Source organism: Candidatus Manganitrophaceae bacterium (genome assembly GCA_012960925.1).
GTDB lineage: Bacteria > Nitrospirota > Nitrospiria > SBBL01 > JAADHI01 > DUAG01.
Genome location: DUAG01000048.1, coordinates 72933 through 90324, shown reverse-complemented (window position 1 = coordinate 90324; position 17392 = coordinate 72933). Strand labels below are relative to the sequence as shown.

The 17392-nt window shown below is 48.5% G+C and carries 18 protein-coding genes and 1 tRNA gene; 7 read left to right on the top strand and 12 right to left on the bottom strand.

Annotated elements, in window-relative coordinates:
* Window positions 1-38: 38 nt before the first annotated feature.
* The 6 genes from EYQ01_08065 to rpsU form a co-directional block, all read right to left on the bottom strand.
* Window positions 39-710 carry a DedA family protein gene (locus tag EYQ01_08065; protein HIE65750.1) on the bottom strand — a complete coding sequence of 224 codons (672 nt, stop codon included), beginning with the start codon at window positions 708-710 and terminating at the stop codon, window positions 39-41.
* A 4-nt stretch (window positions 711-714) separates the two neighbouring features.
* Window positions 715-1827: a beta-N-acetylhexosaminidase gene (nagZ, locus tag EYQ01_08060; protein HIE65749.1), complete on the bottom strand. Its 1113-nt coding sequence runs from the start codon at window positions 1825-1827 to the stop codon at window positions 715-717.
* Window positions 1824-3377, bottom strand: coding sequence for a leucyl aminopeptidase (locus EYQ01_08055; protein ID HIE65748.1), 1554 nt, complete (start codon window positions 3375-3377; stop codon window positions 1824-1826). Before EYQ01_08055 ends, nagZ begins: the two co-directional genes overlap by 4 nt.
* A 10-nt stretch (window positions 3378-3387) precedes the next feature.
* Window positions 3388-4023 (bottom strand): radical SAM protein, encoded by a 636-nt coding sequence (locus tag EYQ01_08050; protein HIE65747.1) that lies wholly within the window; start codon window positions 4021-4023, stop codon window positions 3388-3390.
* The gene (locus tag EYQ01_08045; protein HIE65746.1) at window positions 4020-4220 is read right to left on the bottom strand and encodes a hypothetical protein; all 201 of its coding nucleotides are present in this window, start codon (window positions 4218-4220) and stop codon (window positions 4020-4022) included. The genes EYQ01_08050 and EYQ01_08045 overlap by 4 nt, the downstream gene beginning before the upstream one ends.
* A 388-nt stretch (window positions 4221-4608) precedes the next feature.
* Entirely contained in the window at window positions 4609-4809 is a 201-nt protein-coding gene (gene rpsU / locus EYQ01_08040) for a 30S ribosomal protein S21 (GenBank protein HIE65745.1), read from the bottom strand.
* A gap of 652 nt (window positions 4810-5461) precedes the next feature.
* Here rpsU and EYQ01_08035 point away from each other — a divergent pair.
* The 4 genes from EYQ01_08035 to folB all read left to right on the top strand — a co-directional run bounded on the left by EYQ01_08035 (window position 5462) and on the right by folB (window position 7899).
* Window positions 5462-6004, top strand: a complete 543-nt coding sequence (locus EYQ01_08035; protein ID HIE65744.1) for a hypothetical protein — start codon at window positions 5462-5464, stop codon at window positions 6002-6004.
* A gap of 238 nt (window positions 6005-6242) precedes the next feature.
* Window positions 6243-7157 carry a sigma-70 family RNA polymerase sigma factor gene (locus EYQ01_08030; GenBank protein ID HIE65743.1) on the top strand — a complete coding sequence of 305 codons (915 nt, stop codon included), beginning with the start codon at window positions 6243-6245 and terminating at the stop codon, window positions 7155-7157.
* A gap of 119 nt (window positions 7158-7276) precedes the next feature.
* Window positions 7277-7573, top strand: coding sequence for a (2Fe-2S) ferredoxin domain-containing protein (locus EYQ01_08025; GenBank protein ID HIE65742.1), 297 nt, complete (start codon window positions 7277-7279; stop codon window positions 7571-7573).
* Window positions 7570-7899, top strand: coding sequence for a dihydroneopterin aldolase (gene folB / locus EYQ01_08020; GenBank protein HIE65741.1), 330 nt, complete (start codon window positions 7570-7572; stop codon window positions 7897-7899). The genes EYQ01_08025 and folB overlap by 4 nt, the downstream gene beginning before the upstream one ends.
* 26 nt (window positions 7900-7925) lie before the next feature.
* Here folB and glnD read toward each other — a convergent pair whose 3' ends face one another.
* The 5 genes from glnD to EYQ01_07995 form a co-directional block, all read right to left on the bottom strand.
* Window positions 7926-10535, bottom strand: a complete 2610-nt coding sequence (gene glnD / locus EYQ01_08015; protein ID HIE65740.1) for a [protein-PII] uridylyltransferase — start codon at window positions 10533-10535, stop codon at window positions 7926-7928.
* A gap of 24 nt (window positions 10536-10559) precedes the next feature.
* Entirely contained in the window at window positions 10560-11549 is a 990-nt protein-coding gene (locus EYQ01_08010; GenBank protein ID HIE65739.1) for a hypothetical protein, read from the bottom strand.
* Window positions 11550-12114: 565 nt separating this feature from the next.
* Window positions 12115-12393, bottom strand: coding sequence for a hypothetical protein (locus EYQ01_08005; GenBank protein HIE65738.1), 279 nt, complete (start codon window positions 12391-12393; stop codon window positions 12115-12117).
* 7 nt (window positions 12394-12400) lie between these two features.
* Window positions 12401-14257, bottom strand: a complete 1857-nt coding sequence (gene htpG / locus EYQ01_08000) for a molecular chaperone HtpG (protein HIE65737.1) — start codon at window positions 14255-14257, stop codon at window positions 12401-12403.
* A 194-nt stretch (window positions 14258-14451) separates the two neighbouring features.
* Window positions 14452-14527 (bottom strand) — tRNA-Met (locus tag EYQ01_07995).
* Between the two features lie 186 nt (window positions 14528-14713).
* Here EYQ01_07995 and EYQ01_07990 point away from each other — a divergent pair.
* The 3 genes from EYQ01_07990 (at window position 14714) to EYQ01_07980 (ending at window position 16429) form a co-directional block, all read left to right on the top strand.
* Complete coding sequence (locus EYQ01_07990) at window positions 14714-15040, top strand: hypothetical protein (GenBank protein HIE65736.1); 327 nt, start codon at window positions 14714-14716, stop codon at window positions 15038-15040.
* Window positions 15041-15175: 135 nt separating this feature from the next.
* Complete coding sequence (locus EYQ01_07985) at window positions 15176-15397, top strand: hypothetical protein (protein HIE65735.1); 222 nt, start codon at window positions 15176-15178, stop codon at window positions 15395-15397.
* Window positions 15398-15490: 93 nt separating this feature from the next.
* Window positions 15491-16429, top strand: a complete 939-nt coding sequence (locus EYQ01_07980) for a site-2 protease family protein (GenBank protein HIE65734.1) — start codon at window positions 15491-15493, stop codon at window positions 16427-16429.
* Window positions 16430-16455: 26 nt separating this feature from the next.
* On the opposite strand, the gene EYQ01_07975 is transcribed toward EYQ01_07980, so the two are convergent.
* A complete protein-coding gene (locus tag EYQ01_07975) occupies window positions 16456-17244 on the bottom strand; it encodes an inositol monophosphatase (GenBank protein HIE65733.1) in 789 nt (262 codons plus the stop codon).
* Window positions 17245-17392 lie beyond the last annotated feature (148 nt).

Below are 17392 nucleotides of genomic sequence, written 5' to 3'. Positions count from 1 at the left end.
TCGTAGATTCTCCTCCTAAATTACTATATTGGAAAATTCTACTTCTGAGCACCTTTATATTTAGGGAGGATTACCGATCCATATCGTACCCGTAGGAACTCAACGATCATGGGGAGGAGAGAGACCCCGATGACCCCAAGAATCACCAGAGTGAAATTCTCTTTAATCAGGGGCAATTGCCCGAAGAAATATCCTCCGGCAAGAAAGGAAACGATCCATAGTATCCCACCGAAGACATTGTATCCGGTAAAACTCCAGTAATCCATTTTCCCGATTCCGGCGACAAAAGGCGCGAAGGTCCTGATAATCGGAACGAAGCGGGCAATAATAATCGTTTTCCCCCCATATTTTTCATAAAAGAGCCGAGTACGATCAAGATGCGCCCGGTTTAAGAGACGGCCCCCTTCTTTACGGAATATTTTTGGGCCGAAGTAGTACCCGATTCTGTAGTTCACCGCATCTCCGGTCACTGCCGCAACAATGAGCGAAGGGATCAACCATTCGATCTTGAGCCCATTCCCCGCCGCAAGGGCCCCGACAGCAAACAAGAGGGAATCCCCTGGGAGAAAAGGGGTTACGACCAGACCTGTTTCACAGAAAATAATCAGAAAAAGGATGAAGTAGATCCAGAGTCCATAATCCTGAAATATCCCGTTAAGATATTTGTCTAAATGAAGAATCACATCGATGTAATTCTTAAGGAGTGCCACGTTTTCAGATACCCTGTTTGCCTTGCTTCTTTATGGCGGCGCGACTTTTTTTCTCGATCTCTTTGACGAGCGCCTGATGTGTGGCACATCCGACGATCTGTTTGATCAGGGGCGCACGGATGGAAGGGGGATGAAGCAGGAAGCGTTCCTTTAACGCAAGAAGGCGGGCGAGCGACGCGTCTAGCTTCGCTTCAGAGAGAATCCCTTTTTCGAAGGCATGAATTAAAGCCTCAAGGACGGCGGCTTGCTGATCGGGTGAGTGGCAAACCAGAATTAAATCGCTCCCTGCCTTCACGGCCTGGACGGCGGCTTCGGGTACGGTAAATGAAGAAGTGATTCCTTTCATCTCCAGGTCATCTGTGACGACAACCCCATTGAACTGGATGGTCTTTCTCAATAATTGGCCAATGACCTTTTTAGAAAGTGACGCGGGAAGACGGTCATCAATACCTCGATAACGGACATGGGCGGTCATGATGCAGGGAATGCGGTTTTCAACGGCATGAATGAAGGGTTTGAGTTCAATATCAACCAAACGACTGAGGGGGTGCTTAATTTCTGGAAGGGTCTCATGTGAATCCGACGAGGTATCCCCATGCCCCGGAAAATGTTTACCGCAGACGATGACCTTTTGATCAATCATCCCAACCATCATGGCCAATCCATGCTTCGAAACAATTGCGGGGCTTCCTCCAAATGCACGATCACCTATAATCGGATTTTTGGGGTTTGTGTCCACATCAAGAACCGGGGCAAAATTCATATTGATCCCGACAGACCGAAGCTCTTTTGCTATCGCCTCAGCATGGCTGTAAGTCAGCGGAATAGAGTCACATAGCCCAAGCATCCTGGCCGAGGGAAATTGCGTAAATGGGAGAGGAAGGCGTGAGATCCGACCGCCCTCCTGGTCAACCGCGATGAACAGCGGTGCGTCTGACGAAAGCTTCTGGAGGGCCTTGGTGAGTCGGGCGCATTGCGTCGGATCCTCGATATTTCGGGAAAAAAGGATAACCCCGCCAAGATCGTATTCTTTGATCAAATTCCGGATCTCTTTCGTAGGGGCGGTGCCTTCAAACCCCACCATCAAAATCTGTCCCACTTTCCGCGCAAGATTCATCGCGACACGCCTCCAGACTTCATAGTCAGATTGCTCAGGAATTGAATCAAAAGCCGCAGGGGAATCCCGGTTGCCCCTTTTGGAATATAGGGATGACCTCCATCATGGTTCCAGGCGGTTCCCGCGATATCGAGATGGACCCAGGGGGTCTTCCCCACAAACTGCTTTAAGAAGAGTCCAGCCGTGATGGCTCCACCGCCTCGTCCACCCACGTTTTTTAAGTCGGCAACATCGCTTTTAATCTGGTTAAAGTAAGACTCCCAGAGCGGAAGCTGCCAGGCCCGCTCCCCGGTTTCCCGTCCCGCGTTCTCTATCTGTGAGATCAATTTTTGGTCATTTCCCATCAGGCCAATGGCATGTTGGCCGAGGGCCACGACACAGGCACCCGTCAAGGTTGCGAGGTCAATGATTGCGGCCGGTTTGTACCGCGCCGCATAAGTAAGGGCATCTGCCAGGCAAAGTCTTCCTTCGGCATCTGTGTTAATCACTTCCACCGTTTTTCCGGACAGAGTCGTGACCACGTCCCCGGGGTGGACTGCCGTTCCGCTTGGCATATTATCGGTCGCGGGGAGAAGCGCAACGATATGGATCGGGAGGTTCAATTCAGCCACCACGCGCATCACACCCAGAACGGTGGCCCCGCCGGACATGTCGTACTTCATCAATTCCATTTTATCAGAGGGCTTGAGGGAGACCCCTCCAGAGTCAAAGGTAACCGACTTCCCCACCAGGACAATCGGCTTTTTTTTCTTCTTTCGCGTACTTTGTTTGATGCTGGAATCGGTACGCGCTCCCTCATATTCAAGGACAATAAATTTGGGAGGTTCAGCCGTTCCCTGAGCAACGGCAAGCAGGGCTCCCATGCCGATCTTTTCAATCTCCGACCGGTCATAGACCTCGACGTGCATGCCATGTTCCGCCCCGATGTGTACGGCTTCTTCCGCAAGATGACTCGGCGTTGCCATATTGGAAGGCGTGTTGCAGAGATCCCGAACATAACGCACCGCTTCAGCAATCCGATTTCCACGATTCGCGCCGATACGGATATCGAGTATGGATTTCCTATCAGAACTCAAGAGGGTGCAGTTCTTGATCTCCGTTGTATTCGGGCGCTCTGTCTTATATCGCTGGAATTGATAGAGACCCAGCAATACCCCCTCAATTATGGCCTGAGATAAATCACGAATCGAGACCCGCCTCACTTGTTTCGCGTAAACTGGTATCGAAATTTCGCCCAGTTCTATTTCTCGGACAAGTGTTGCCGCACGTCCCATCCCTTTTCGGATATGATCGAGCGTCACCTCGTTCCGCTTCCCCAGTCCAATAATCAGGAGCCGTGGAAAACCCGTCTTTCCATTCGGACGAATGAGTGTGGTTTGTAGAAATTTCCCGGCGAAGCCTTCTGTTGCGATCACCTCTCGAATCAGGCCGCCGATGGCCTTATCCACCGAGGCGATCTCTTTCGCGAGATCTTCCCCCTCATAGTGGGTAAGGATCAGGATCTCTCCTTTGGCTTTTAGTACAGAACCCTGTTTAACTGTAATTTCCATATAAATCCCTTTAAACCCCTTTCATCGCGGCATCCCAGATATATTTATGCATCTGTAATTGAAAACGAACCGGGAGTTTTTCTTCCAGGATCCATTCAGCCAGCTCCTTCGCCGGCATCTGTCCGAAGACCGGAGAAAAATAGACGATCTTGCCCCGAAGTACTGAATACTGTTTGAGTATGTCCTTGGCCCAGTCGTAATCGGCCCGGTCAGCAATAACAAACTTGATTTCGTCCCGGTCTTTTAAGCATGCCAGGTTTTCCCAAACCGTGGCATGATCCATTCCACTGCCGGGACATTTAATATCCAGTATGATGATTGCCCGGGAATCGATCTGATTGATGGGCAGGCTGCCGCTCGTTTCGACGAGAACCTGGAAACCCTCATTCAAGAGTGCCTTGATGAGGAGAGGACTCTCTTCCTGAAGGAGTGGTTCCCCGCCAGTCAATTCTACGAAGCGGCACTCAAAACTTCGGACCACTTGAAGGATCGATTCGACAGAGTATTCAAGCCCCCTGTGAAACGCATACGCTGTGTCGCACCATTGGCAGCGGAGATGACATCCAGTGGTCCGCACAAATACACAGGGGAGTCCCGCATAACTCGACTCCCCTTGGATACTTTTAAAAATCTCATTGATTTTCATTCATCTGATACGGCCAATCCCGGTTTCATGACAATGGAGGGTAAGGTTCTTTTCTTGCGCCGATCATCCGTACGACAATCTTTTCTGCGCTGCTCCGCCCGTCGAAGATCTGATCGAGGAGAGAGCAGAACGCTGACCCGGCGCTCGGGGCCATATCCTCGTGTCAGTTTCCGTCGTTCGTCTCTTCGCTCTTCCATTTCTTTTCCACAACTCAAGATGCAAAATTTGGTCTCAAGTAAGAGCCAAATAATTTTTAGAGGACAAAGATCAAGAGACTTTTGGAAGATCACTCAGTCTAGAAAGGCAATCGGCGGCCTCTGATTGTGCAATTACGGCAGTGGGCACCTTATCGGTCGATGGAGTCTAGCAGGTCAATAAAATAAGGTCAAGTTCATCGCCAATAACTCTCTATCGAGATTTAATGAACCCATCCTCAACAAGGCGGAGGTTAAACTCACAGGCACACTCAATCCAAGGGAATGATATTAAAATACAGGCAAAGGGATATTTTCTAGGATAAATCAGGATGGATACCGCAGAAGCACAAATCCAAAGGTCAGGTGAGGAAAGACAATATGAACGAAACTACCTGCTAGGGATAAAACTAGCGCGGAGGGCCTTGAGACGCTTCTTTCTGGCTTCTTTCTGTTTTCTCTTCTTCTTTACTGAAGGCTTCTCGTAAAAACTTCGTCGTTTCAGCTCTTTTAAAAGCCCCTCTTTGGCCAGCTGCCTCTTGAGAGCCTTTAAAGCCTTCTCGATCTGGTTGTCATAAACCTTGATCACCACCAATCTCCTTTAAATTTTAAAACCTAAGCATCACTTCTACGGGGGACGACCCATAACCAACAATATTGCCCCCGATTATCCCCCATAGACACCGTCTTGTCAAGGGGATTTCGGGCTCAGCATAAGCCGACATATTGATCCGACCTGAAGAGGATGTACTTTCCCAGATTCCACAATTTAGACCTTAAGGCCTTGTGCTCACCCTACAAAAAGGGCGCATACTTGTTATTAGGGGACTCCGAACAAGTCATGAATTTTTTTCAGGGCACTTATGTTCCGCTTCTACATTTCACATCGAAACATAAGATCTCCCTGAAAATTCAACCCAGACTTCATCAGAGCTACCTATAATTTCCCTTCTACAGGTAATTACGCGATCCATCCAGTGTAATTAGTCAATAAGAACCCGAGATAATACATCTGACCATTCTATATCAGAAATAGGGCTGTATACTACTCAATGGGGATTCCCAAAGGTCGGACCCCCATCTTTTGAGGGCATTGACATTGGAAGCATCCGGGATACAGTTGTTTTACGCAGAACGGACCTTCCGGTTAGAGTCAGAAGAGGCCTTGATAAAAAGTTCGACCGAGAGAATCGGATCTGCTCAAGAAGATCCATATCACCACAATTAAAAAAAGGGGGCAGTGGATGAAACAAATAAGAATAGTCGTGGGGGCATTATTTTTTGTCAGTCTTATCGTGGGTGCTATTCCGGCCGAGGCCAAGACGGATCCCGAAACCGGCTTGAAGGTGACGAAACCTTATGCTTTTTCTGAACCTGGGGATGCCGTATTTATCTCAACAGGATTTCCGACCAATCCAACCATTGTCGATTCGGACAAAATGAAGATCAGAGCCCGATTGACCTTCACGCCGAATGAAGCCTACCATCTGTCCGTCACCGTCAGGGATGTAGACACCAGGATGGCGCTCCAAACACTCTTTGTCTTTTTTAATGATGGGAGCATGAGCAGCGGGACAACGTCGGCCAAAGGCAAGATACACCTTACTGCTGAAGACCCTCTTCTGATGGTCGATGGGGATCTCAGTTCAGGAAAATCCGACATTAAGATTATCTCCTCAGGATTGCCGAAAGGAACGGACCTGACCATAAAAGTCACCTTGATACCCAGGAATCCAAACCTTTCCAGTATCACACAGATGGGATTTGTGAGAACAAGCAGCAAGTAATCTTGTGACAGACGATTAGGAGAGTCCCCCGGGATTCATGGGGGGGGGCTCCCCTATCACAAGTCATCCGCACGAAAGACCCCGACAAAGCAAAGACCGCCCTAATCTCACAAGTCACACGCTATTTTCCCTGAGTGAAGCCTCCGCCTTTGCCCCTTCGCCCCGGAGGGCCTCCTTTTTTCTTCATTCCGTTTCTGCTACACTTCTTGATACCAATAACCTTAATGAAGGTAATCCCATGAAGGAGTTGGACCTTGAGAAAAACCGGCCTGAGGGCGAGATGGCATTAGTAGGTGAGGAGCGGGAACTTTCGGTCTACGACCCCCTTCAGCGATATCTCGCAGAGGTTCGCAGGTATCCCTTCCTCAGCCGGGAGGAAGAACACGCGCTCTCGATTCGGTTTCGTGAAAAAGGCGACCTCGACGCGGTCACACAGTTGATCTTGTCCCACCTTCGCCTGGCCGTCTCCATTGCGATGGAGTACAGAAACCTTCCTTTTAATGTGATGGACCTGATTCAGGAAGGCAATGTCGGTCTGATGCATGCCGTCAAGAAATTTGATCCCTACAAGAAGGTCAGGGTATCCACCTACGCCACTTGGTGGATCCGCGCATACATCCTGAAATATATCCTCCAGAATTGGCGCCTGGTCCGAATCGGCACAACGGAGACACAACGCAAGTTGTTCTTCCGGCTTTCCAAAGAGCGGGAACGACTGGAAAAACTCGGCGTGGAGGCCGGACCCAAGCTTCTCGCAAGCCGCCTGGATGTCAAAGAGAAAGATGTCATTGAAATGTCACAACGTCTGAGAGGGCATGAGCTCTCTCTTGACGCCCCTGCCAGCGCCCTGGCGGACGAACCCCTTTCGAATGTTCTTCCATCCCAAGAGCCGAGGGTCGATGACGCCCTGGCCGATAAACAACTGACCCTTTTGTTCCGATCCAAACTGGAGGAATTTTCAAAGATATTAAAACCGAGAGAGGTCGCGATATTGTCAGAGAGAATCCTGGCAGAAAAACCAAAAACCCTCGAGACATTTGCATCAAAACTTCAGATTTCAAAAGAACGGGTTCGACAGATCGAAGAAAATATCAAAAAAAAGCTGAAAAAATTCATGAGAGAAGAGATTGGGGAAAGCTCAGGAAGCCCGTAAAATATCAGAAGAACCCAACGGTGACTTATAATTCCGCAATCACGGAATGAGGGAAGCGCACATCGCTTTAAGTCTCACCCATCATCGTGTTATAAATACTGTAAATTTGAGGAGACGTTGTGCCCGGATTTCACCATCTGTTTGTCTGTACCGGCCCCAACTGCCGTCAGGATGGGGCCGAAGAGACCTTGCAGGCCCTTCAAAGGACACTTGAGAAAGAAAACCTGACAAAAAAGATTCGTGTTACCCTCTGCCTTTGCCTCGGCCAATGCGGCAATGGCCCCAACATGGTCATCTATCCTGAAGGGACATGGTATGCGGGCCTGGATGAGAAAGTGGTTGAGGACCTGGTTCAAAAACACCTTATAGGGGGGGAAATCCTTCCCCACCTTCTGAGCGTTCCTTCCGATGGATAAACTCGATTTATCAGATTGAGTTTCACGGACATTGCGGCATTACGGAGGCTGAGCGGTCGGTCGGCCAACACCTTTCGGTTGATATCGCTTTGCCTTGCGATTTCAAAAAGGCTGCCGAGACCGATCGTCTGGAAGAAACGATCGATTATGACCGTCTGAGTTCTGAAATTTCAAAACTGGGAAGGGGACAAGCGGTCCACCTGATTAAAACCCTGGCTGAAAAAATCGCGGAGAAGGTTCTGGAAAATAGACAGGTGCATTCGGTTCGTATTCGTCTTAAAAAATATCTCCGCCTGCGAAACGATACGGGGAGGGGTCGTCGTTGAATGCGTCAGGACACGTTCGTAACGATTCAGTTTTTTTCCGAGGAGAGATTTGCCTCAATCTGATCTTTTAAAAATGTCCGAATGGATTTTATTTTTTCCGGATCCGTCAACTTTTTCTCATCAGAATCGGTCACGTAAAAAATATCGACCACTTGATCCAGGCGTGTTGCAATCTTTGCAGCACAAATGGTCAGGCCGGCATCAAAGATTGACTTTGAGATGACATAGAGGAGCCCTCGCCGATCAGGAGCATAGAGATCAATCACGGTGTAGGTTTGTGAGCTATGATTATCCAGTTCCACGCGAACCGGTTGGGGCAAAGGGACAGGTCTCTTTTTACGCTGAAAGCGATTGTTTTTTGAAAGAAGTACTTCTACCTTTTCGTCTCCTCGCAGGACCTTCTTGATCTCTTCCAGAATACCCGAGGACCGATCACCCGGAAACAGACCTGGGTAATCCGGATCAACAACCTGAAAGGTATCGATGATCATTCCGTTCGGTAACGTATAAACCTGGGCCGCCAGGATTTTCAGTCCTTTGGCTGTAAGAACACCTGTTATCTTTGAGAAGATACCACGTGAAATCTTACGGTACGTGTATAAGGTATATTCTGTGACCCCTCTACTGGGAAGTGCTCGTGCATCGATCCGGACAGGGTCAGCGTTGAGTTGTTTGAGGGATGACAAGTCAATCAGGATCTTCTCTATGGGGGTTTTCAACAAATAACGGGGTGGCAACTGAGGGAGGATTTCCTCCAGCCACGCCACCGGGAACTCCCCTTTCGCCGACCCCGGAATAAGCGCCCGAGTTGATTCAACTTTTTTTTGTTTTGATTCTTTTTCTTTTCCAGCCAGAAGGACCAGGGCCTCACGGTAAAGTTTGCTCAGGAGGTCTCCTTTCCAACTGGTCCACCTTCCCGGGCCAACCGCCCGAATATCCGCAACGGTTAAGATGAAAAGATTTCGGAGGGTATCTGGAGAGGAAACCTCCCTGGTGAACTCGAGGAGGACCGGTTCGTTTGAAAAATCACGGTAGAGGGCAACTTCTGAGAAAATAAGATGCCGGCGAACGAGGAAAATGAGCAAGTCCTTCTCTTCTCCCCCGTAGCCAAGAAGGGTCGCCGCCTCCTCAGCGATCTCTGCACCCACCCGACTGTGATCCTTTCCTTTTCCCTTGCCAATGTCATGGAGAAGGAGGGCCAGGTGAAGGATATCTTTCTTCCGAAGGCCGATGTAAACCTCATGGAGAAGACCTTTTTCATCCAGAAGACCCTCTGCCTCCTCTAAAGCCCGGATGCTATGCTCATCCACTGTAAAGGCATGTGATGGACTCTCTTGTACCAAGCAGTGCACCCTGGAAAATTCTGGAATAATTCTCCACAAAAGGCGTGTACGGTGCATGATTCTTAAGGTAAGCGCAATATCTCCTGGTTTGGACAGGAGTTCCCGAAACAGGGGAATGGCATCGGATGAGAGGGGAGTCTCCTGTTTTTTTTCAGAAATCTGGGAGATAACCTCTAAAAGCGGATCAGCAATCCGGGCCGAGAATTCCTTTGCGTAAAGAAAGAGCCTCAGGATATTGCTGTCTTCCTCCAGAAAATGGAAGGGTTTGGGTGATTGGATCGAAATCTCCCCGGAGATCAACTGAAACCCAGGCGTGAGAACACGCGTATTCCAGGCCCGCCGCAATTTCTGGTATCGACTGACGGGGGAGGCTTCCCGGGCGAAACGTTTCGATATTTCGAAGATCCTTCCCGTTTCAATATAGTAACGCCGCATAAACTCACGACGATCTTTGAAATTGAAAAATGGGGCAATCTCTTCCTGCAAATCAATCGCCAGATAGTCAGAGGCTTTTCCATCCATAAAATGGAGGTGATTTCGAACCTTCCAGAGAAAATCATGTGCTGTTTTCAGACTGGTATATTCTATGTTAGACAGGTGTCCCCACTGGTGAATCTGAGGGAGGTTGTCCGTCCGATAGCGTGCGGAGGCGACCCATTTCAGAAAATGGACATCTCGTAATCCTCCTGGACTCTCCTTGAGATTGGGTTCGATGAGAAAAGGAGTTGGCCCAAACTTGGCATGTCTTGTGTCCCTTTCCGATTCCAGGTGATGCAGAAACACCTTGAGATTCTTATCGACCACTTTTAAGAAAAACTGCTCACGGAAGGACTTAAACAGGGGGCGGTTCCCGAGAAGACGCCGCGATTCCAAGAGCGAGTTTCCAATCACCTGATCCTGTCGTGCAAGGTCGATACACTCCTCAGTGGTCCTGAAACTGTGACCGACCTTATACCCCAGGTCCCACAGGAGACAGAGGAGTTCGGATGCTAGAGGTTCGGCTTCTTTCCTGTCTTCGACCGGACATAGAAACATCAGATCGATATCAGAACCCGGTGAGAGTTCAGCCCGGCCATAGCCCCCAATGGCGATCAAGGCCCCATTCCACTCCTCTGCCAGACCCGGATCGATGAAATGGACCGCCTTTAAAACAATAGAATCCGCCAGATTGGTGAGCGCTTCCCCGGTCTGACTTCCTCCACCGCCCTGATGATGATAGGAACGAATTTCCTGATATTTACCGTCAAATACCTTTTGAAGTTCAGCCAGAACTTTGCTCTGGGTCTGTTCCATGGACCGCTTAGGCCTCCTCCATACTTAATGAAAATATTCCGCAAATCCCCAGATCCGCTCTTCCTCAGACCCGCTTTTTATGATGCCTTCCACTGCCATGAGATGGTAACCCCCGAATATCCATCTCTTCCCGATCTCGAGGCGTGACCAGACAAAGAAAGTCCCGAAGGAGGGCACCTCGATGCGCCACCTTTGTGGAACGGAATATAAGGCAAAGGGAGGCGTGACGTCCTTAAGTGTTGTTAAGGGAATCGGCGACGTGAATTCATGGGTCACCTCATTCCCGGAGAGAATCACGCCCCCTTCATTCTGCAGGGTTTCCGAAAAGTTATACTCTTTTAAAAATTGGCCTCTATCTGCCTTATTCTGGTGAAAATAGATCTGGCGTCCCTTCACCGTGGTCAGATAAAACCCCTGATACTCCTTGTAAAGTCCTTTATACCTTTTTAAGCCGTCGAATCCCTTCCAGATCAAGGGCTCGTGGAGAAGTTCGCCCCAGTATTCGATACCCTTCAGGGTAACGACCGCCTCAGAAAAACCAATACTTCTCTTAAGATTCGCCCCCTTGTCAGAAACATACAGGGGGGTAGTCGGTCCACTGGAGATGTTGATTGTAAAATCACCTCCATCATACTGAAGCCTGAATCCCGATACCGGAGACCCCTCGGCCTTTGCAAAATATGAAGGTTGAATCTTCTCCAGATCTTTTCCCCGATAGAAATACTTGTCATTGCCTTCGAGGAAAGACCACTCATTTTTGTAGAACACCGCCCCAAAAAACTCTCCCCAAAGGCTTATTTCCTTACTCCCACGACCGAAGGTCAGAATGATAAGAAGAAAATTATCCACATCACTCCCCCGAAAGATAAACCGGTCGGAGTGATAACTGGCCTCCGCCTCCCCCACCAGGGGAGGCGGAGCGGTATCGGCGGAAGCATCGGGAATAGTGTACGGATAAACGACGACCAGGAGCAAGACAAACAAAAAACCCTTGATCGTGTTCTGTGGGATCATCCCAGGATGTTGACAGATCCGGCGATAGCTGTCAACATTTTGGAGTCACCCTCATTCCGCGATTGCGGAATGAGGAACCACTGATTCGCCTGAGATGGCTGCGTTATCGGCCCAGATCTCCCCCAGGCTACAGGTGAGTACGCCTCGGTCACCCCTCATAATGTCTCTGGCCTTGTTATTCAAGCGACTTGGTGGTCTATCAATCGCTGATTTTGGGAATCACTCCGGGTCCGGGATATATCATAGGAGAAGTCATCAGGCTGAGTGAAAGACCCGACGAGACAAAAAATGCCATTCACAGGACGTAAGCAATCCTCGGGTCTCTTCCTGACAGAATTCTCCTGTCTTTTCCGCATCTTCTTTCCAGACCATTACGGCGCTCAGGTCTCTTGAAATTCGGATCATTGAAGGTCCGACGGTCAAGCCTTGACCTCAAAATTTTTCCGGAACGACCCTCCGTGGGTTGCATAGAGTCTCATTTCCTTTGTATGACAGGTCACCTTACAGAGGGAAACTCCTTCTATTAGCAACGCCTCCATGGAGGAGAATAAGGGCATGCTGTACCCTAAGGACCTCTGAAAAACTCATAAATTGTTTTTTTAGGGCACTTATGTCCCGCTTCTGCGTTGAAAATCTTGAACACGCACAGCGAGCGTACTAGGTTAGCGAGTGTATAAAGATAAAGATCTTTTTCATTTCGGGTCGAAGAATCCGCACCTTTGGGGCGTGGTTCTTCCAAATAGCAGGCTATGGCTTCGCGAGAACCATCCTCTGCGATTTGCGCCTTGAATCGAAACATTTTATCTCCTGAAAAAATCAACCCGAACTTAATCAGAGGTTCCATTACCAAATTATTGTGTTGCTTCCTCCATAATTTCCATCATTCTTTTGACATACGTATTTTTGGAAACCAGTTCATCATCAATGAGTTGCGCGCTTTCAAAAAGTCCGAGGATGCATTTGGAGATCAGAGGGTCTTTGTCATTTGCGATATAGCGTTTCGATAGATTCCGAATCACAGGATGATCGGCATTCACTTCCAGGATTCGTTTGGATAAAGGCACCTCCTGGCCCATCATTTTCATCAACTGCTCGGTATGCTTATCCGCGCCATCAGCGCTTGCGACCAAGGTCACCGCCGAATCGACAAGGCGTTTTGAAACCCGAACCTCTTTCGCCCGGTCTTTCAGCGTTTCTTTAAACAAATCAATCAGTGCGTTAGAGAGTTGATTCTTTTCTTTCTCTCCTTCTTTTTCATCCCCTTGTAAATCAAGATCGCCTTTGTCGATGGCTTTAACCGGCTTTTTATCATACTCCGGAATGGATGGAATAATAAAAGCATCTACAGGGTCGATCAGGTACAAAACCTCTGTCTCATGTTTTTTAAAATATTCCATATTCGGATTGGTTTCAACTTGATCACGGCTCTCACCCGATAAATAATAAATCTCCTTCTGATCGTCCTTCATGCGGGTAACGTACTCTTTAAACGAGGAGAGGACGCCCTCATTTTTCCCTGAGCTTTCAAAGCGCAGCAGGTCAACAATTTTTTCCTTGTTTGAAAAATCGCTGTTCACCCCGTACTTAAAAAGCTTGCCAAAGGTGCTATAAAATTCGGCATACTTCTTTGACTCCTTTGTCGCCATTTTATCGAGCCAGGCAAGGATTTTCTGGGTGAGCGTGGTTTTTATTTTTTGCATCACGGGCGAAGACTGCACCGTTTCCCTCGAAACATTGAGCGGCAGATCCTCCGTGTCCACAACCCCCCGGACAAACTGGAGATATTCCGGCAATAAGTCTTTGCAATCTTCCATGATCATCACGCGATTAGAATAGAGCTGTAAGGTCTTATGCTCCTGCATCCTCATGAGTTCAAAAGGCGCATTTTTAGGAATAAACAGCAGGGCCTTGAATGTCGCGCCGACCCCTTCAAGCGAAAGAGACAAATAATCTAGAGGGTCTTCCCAGTCATTAGCAATAAATTTGTAAAACTCGTTGAGCTCCTCCTCCTTAAGATCCTTTGCCTTCCGGGTCCATAGGGGCGCGATGGTATTTACCTGCTCTTTCCCGACATAAATCGGAAAATCAGCAAAGTTTGAATATTTTTTAATCGTGTTTTTTATTCTTACTTCCGTTGATAATTCTTTGAATTCATCCTTTAACTGAAAAGAAATCTTCGTCCCTCTTTCCTTCCGTTCAATCTCTTCGATTGTATAATTTCCGCCCAGCGATGAGGTCCATCGCAAGCCGACACCCTCTTTGTCGGCATAACGCGTTTCAATGACAATCTGATCGGTCACCATGAAGGCCGAATAAAATCCCACGCCAAACTGCCCGATCAAATCGCCGAAATCATCTTTCTCTCCTTTGGCTTGCTCTAAAAATTTTAATGTTCCAGAAGAGGCGATCTTCCCGATGTTATTGATCAAATCCTTACGCGACATGCCGACACCGGCGTCTTCAATCGAAAAGCGCTGTGCCTTTTCATCAACCTCTATTTTAATCGTCAATTCTTTATTGCGATCTAAAATTGTGTCATCCGTCATTTGCAAATAACGGACTTTATTGGAGGCGTCCGAGGCATTTGAAATCAGTTCTCTTAAGAATATCTCAGGGTGTGTGTATAGGGAGTGGACAATCAGATTTAAAAGCTGATTCATTTCCGCTTTATACTCAAAGGTCTCTTTCTTGCCGCTGACCGCACTCATCTCTTATCGCTCCTTTTCGTTATTATCAATCGTTTTTCACTGAACTTTTGTTGTTTTAGGGATCCCTAAATAAGCCAGGACTTTTTTCTCCAGGAAAAAATATCACTTCCACATTCGTAAAGTCATTTTTGACACAGCCCCGCTTTGGGGCTGAGAGGTTTAATGGAAGTGATCGAATCGTTTAGTAAAAGAGTTTGTAGCGGCGGAGGGACTTGAACCCCCGACCGAGTGATTATGATTCACCTGCTCTACCACCTGAGCTACGCCGCCAAATAAGTCAACACGGAGGATAACTATAAATTCTCTGGTCATATTCGATATAAGACCGACTGGAGCTAGTTTATAGCACCATCTCTTCTTCGGCGTCAATTGGATCTGGCGGATATTTTTGACAAATATGGCAGTTTCTTATATGATTGCCAATCCTTTATGATTGTGTGCGTCACTCCGACCCTCATGAAATTCAAATTAGATCTCGATAAATCCAAATACAACGAGCTGGCTTTTATCCTTTCCGGTTTTCTCCCTGGCTTGGGGCAATTTTACAATGGAGAATGGAAGAAAGGGTGTGCGTTCCTTGTTGCAGATGCTGTCTTAAAACCCTACCTTCTCCCTGAGGACTGGTTGGAAATTCTTCGTGGGAATATCCCCTTTTCCATCGGGTTGGTGGCCCGCATCATTACATTTGCTTCCTTTCGGGTCTGGGCTGTTTATGATGCGGACCGTTCAGCCAGGAAAATAAATGAAAAAGCCCTTCCCATCGCATCCGGAAAAACGCGTTAAAACACTGCTCCCTATCGTGCTAGTCCCCCCTCCACTCGGCCTGTTTTTCGTATTCGTCTTGCCCCAGGAATAAAAGGCGACTATACTTGCTTATGATAGCCTGCAGGTGTGTGTGAAAATCCCACAATCCGGAAATTGAAGAACGATTACCTTACGATCAAGACGAAGGGGGAAATGGATTATTTACAGTTGCTTCAGGGGAAGAACGTAACGGTAGTCTACAATGGAATGATTTACACGGGAAAGCTGGTCGGGGCCGGTGAAGATGAAATTCACCTTCAAACCATAAATGACTTGATGACCCTGCCGATGGCTTACATTTCAGATATACAGGAAGCATCGGGCGGAGAGGTTTAGACGATGAACCATGAGGGCGAAGAAACAATCCCTGAAGTCACCCTGACTCCAGAGCGATACAAAGAAAAAGGGGAAATACTCGGGCCTGATCCGATGGCAAACGGCCAACCCCAACCTTATGAGGAGAGCGTCTCTCTTTCAATCGCAGAGGGGGATTCACAGGAGATTGCAGAAGACGACAAGGTCGATTTTATCATCCCGGGCATTCTCTTTTTCCTGACCGTTCTCACGACCCTGGTTGCGGGCTCTCGCATGGAGGGGGGGCTTCCGTTTAAAAATCCGGCGGATCTGCTCAAAGGGGGTCCCTTTTCACTCGCACTGATGTCCATCCTGTTTGTTCATGAAATGGGTCACTACATCACAGCAAAATTCTATGGGGTGAAGACAACGCCGCCCTATTTTATGCCAGGCCCTTGGCCCGGCAACTTTATATTTGGTATCGGAACCTTCGGAGCCTTCATCCGGATGAAGTCTCCCATCGTGAAGAAAACCGCACTACTGGATATCGGCGCGGCGGGTCCGATTGCGGGCTTTGTGATTTCGGTTCTTGCGGTGATTATCGGCTTGCAATCTTCCAAGATTGTGGAGATGGAAGCGGGAAGATCCCTTTTCCGACTGGGAGATCCACTCATTTTCACGGCCATCGCCTCCATCCTCGGGAAAAACCCTCCGGCCGGATTTGACATCGCTTTGAACTCTGTTGCCTTTGCCGGATGGATCGGATTTTTTGTGACTTCGCTGAACCTTCTCCCGATCGGGCAATTGGATGGGGGGCACATCGCCTATGCCCTGCTGGGTCAAAAACAACGTTTTGTTTCAATCGGAATGGTCTTCGTCCTCATCGTGCTTGGAGTGACCGGTTGGACGGGGTGGCTGCTCTGGGCCGGTTTGACCGCCGTGCTTGGCGTACGGCACCCTCCCACGATGGATGAAAACGCCCCCCTCGACCTTAAACATCAGTTGGTCGGCTGGGGATCACTCGTCCTCTTCATTATTACCTTTATGCCGACCCCCTTCATGCCCGGTTCCTGAGGGCAGGACCCGGATTCATCCTCTCGTTACGTTTTCTTCTTTTTCAGGATCTCTATCATCTCTTTGTGAATCTTTCTGTTGGTCGCCAGGATTTCGTCCTCGTAAATAGAGTAAGCTCCGCCCGTGAAGTCGGTGATTCTTCCTCCAGCTTCCCTCAGAATAAGTGATCCGGCTGCAATGTCCCAGGGACGCAGCTTCGTCTCCCAAAACCCGTCAAAACGACCTGCGGCGACATAGCAAAGATCCAGGGCCGCCGACCCCGTCCTCCTGACCGCCTGGGCATTGAGGGTAAAATTAATAAAATGATTGAAGGTATTTTCCGGATCGGTCTGAATATCGTAGGAAAAACCGGTGACCAGAAGGCTCTGCTTCAGACCTTTGACTGAAGAGATCTGAATGGGCAAGCCATTCAAAAAAGCCCCCTTCCCTTTTTCAGCGCTAAAGAGTTCCCGACGGACGGGATCATAAATGACGCCCAGGCAAACGCGGCCCTTCACCTCCAGGGCGATGGAGACACAAAAAAAGGGAAAGCGGTGGGAAAAATTAGTCGTCCCGTCCAAAGGGTCGATAATCCATTTATACGGAGACCGGCTCTCTCTTCCAGAGCCCTCTTCGGCCATGATCTGGTGGTCGGGAAAATACCGGCTGATCAGTGTCACGATGGCCTTTTCGGAGCGGGTATCAATATTGGTCACAATCTCGAGCGCCTCCTTGTAGGAAACCGTGATCTCCTGCTGAAGCCCCGCCTTCAGAATTTTCCCGCCCCGCTTCGCCGCCTGAACAGCAATCTTTTTAAAAGCTTCCAAATCAACCATTTCAGGAATATACCATGTTTCATCCTTAGGTAGAAATCAGAGGTGCGTGGGCCATGATACAAACCCCTTACTGAGCTTGAAGCCGAGGGGAAAGAAGAATATACTGAAGCGTTTCTGATTTTCTCCGATGGGTTCGGTCTAAGGTGAA

Excerpts from the sequence above, each read along its gene's own strand:
- nagZ (HIE65749.1), bottom strand. The coding sequence starts at position 1,827 with ATGAATCTTGCGCGGAAAGTGGGACAGATTTTGATGGTGGGGTTTGAA.
- EYQ01_08010 (HIE65739.1), bottom strand. The coding sequence starts at position 11,549 with ATGATCCCACAGAACACGATCAAGGGTTTTTTGTTTGTCTTGCTCCTG.
- EYQ01_08035 (HIE65744.1), top strand. The coding sequence starts at position 5,462 with ATGAAACAAATAAGAATAGTCGTGGGGGCATTATTTTTTGTCAGTCTT.
- EYQ01_07990 (HIE65736.1), top strand. The coding sequence starts at position 14,714 with ATGAAATTCAAATTAGATCTCGATAAATCCAAATACAACGAGCTGGCT.
- EYQ01_08030 (HIE65743.1), top strand. The coding sequence starts at position 6,243 with ATGAAGGAGTTGGACCTTGAGAAAAACCGGCCTGAGGGCGAGATGGCA.
- htpG (HIE65737.1), bottom strand. The coding sequence starts at position 14,257 with ATGAGTGCGGTCAGCGGCAAGAAAGAGACCTTTGAGTATAAAGCGGAA.
- EYQ01_08050 (HIE65747.1), bottom strand. The coding sequence starts at position 4,023 with ATGAAAATCAATGAGATTTTTAAAAGTATCCAAGGGGAGTCGAGTTAT.
- glnD (HIE65740.1), bottom strand. The coding sequence starts at position 10,535 with ATGGAACAGACCCAGAGCAAAGTTCTGGCTGAACTTCAAAAGGTATTT.
- EYQ01_08055 (HIE65748.1), bottom strand. The coding sequence starts at position 3,377 with ATGGAAATTACAGTTAAACAGGGTTCTGTACTAAAAGCCAAAGGAGAG.
- EYQ01_08045 (HIE65746.1), bottom strand. The coding sequence starts at position 4,220 with ATGGAAGAGCGAAGAGACGAACGACGGAAACTGACACGAGGATATGGC.
- EYQ01_07980 (HIE65734.1), top strand. The coding sequence starts at position 15,491 with ATGGCAAACGGCCAACCCCAACCTTATGAGGAGAGCGTCTCTCTTTCA.
- EYQ01_07975 (HIE65733.1), bottom strand. The coding sequence starts at position 17,244 with ATGGTTGATTTGGAAGCTTTTAAAAAGATTGCTGTTCAGGCGGCGAAG.
- EYQ01_08005 (HIE65738.1), bottom strand. The coding sequence starts at position 12,393 with ATGGAACCTCTGATTAAGTTCGGGTTGATTTTTTCAGGAGATAAAATG.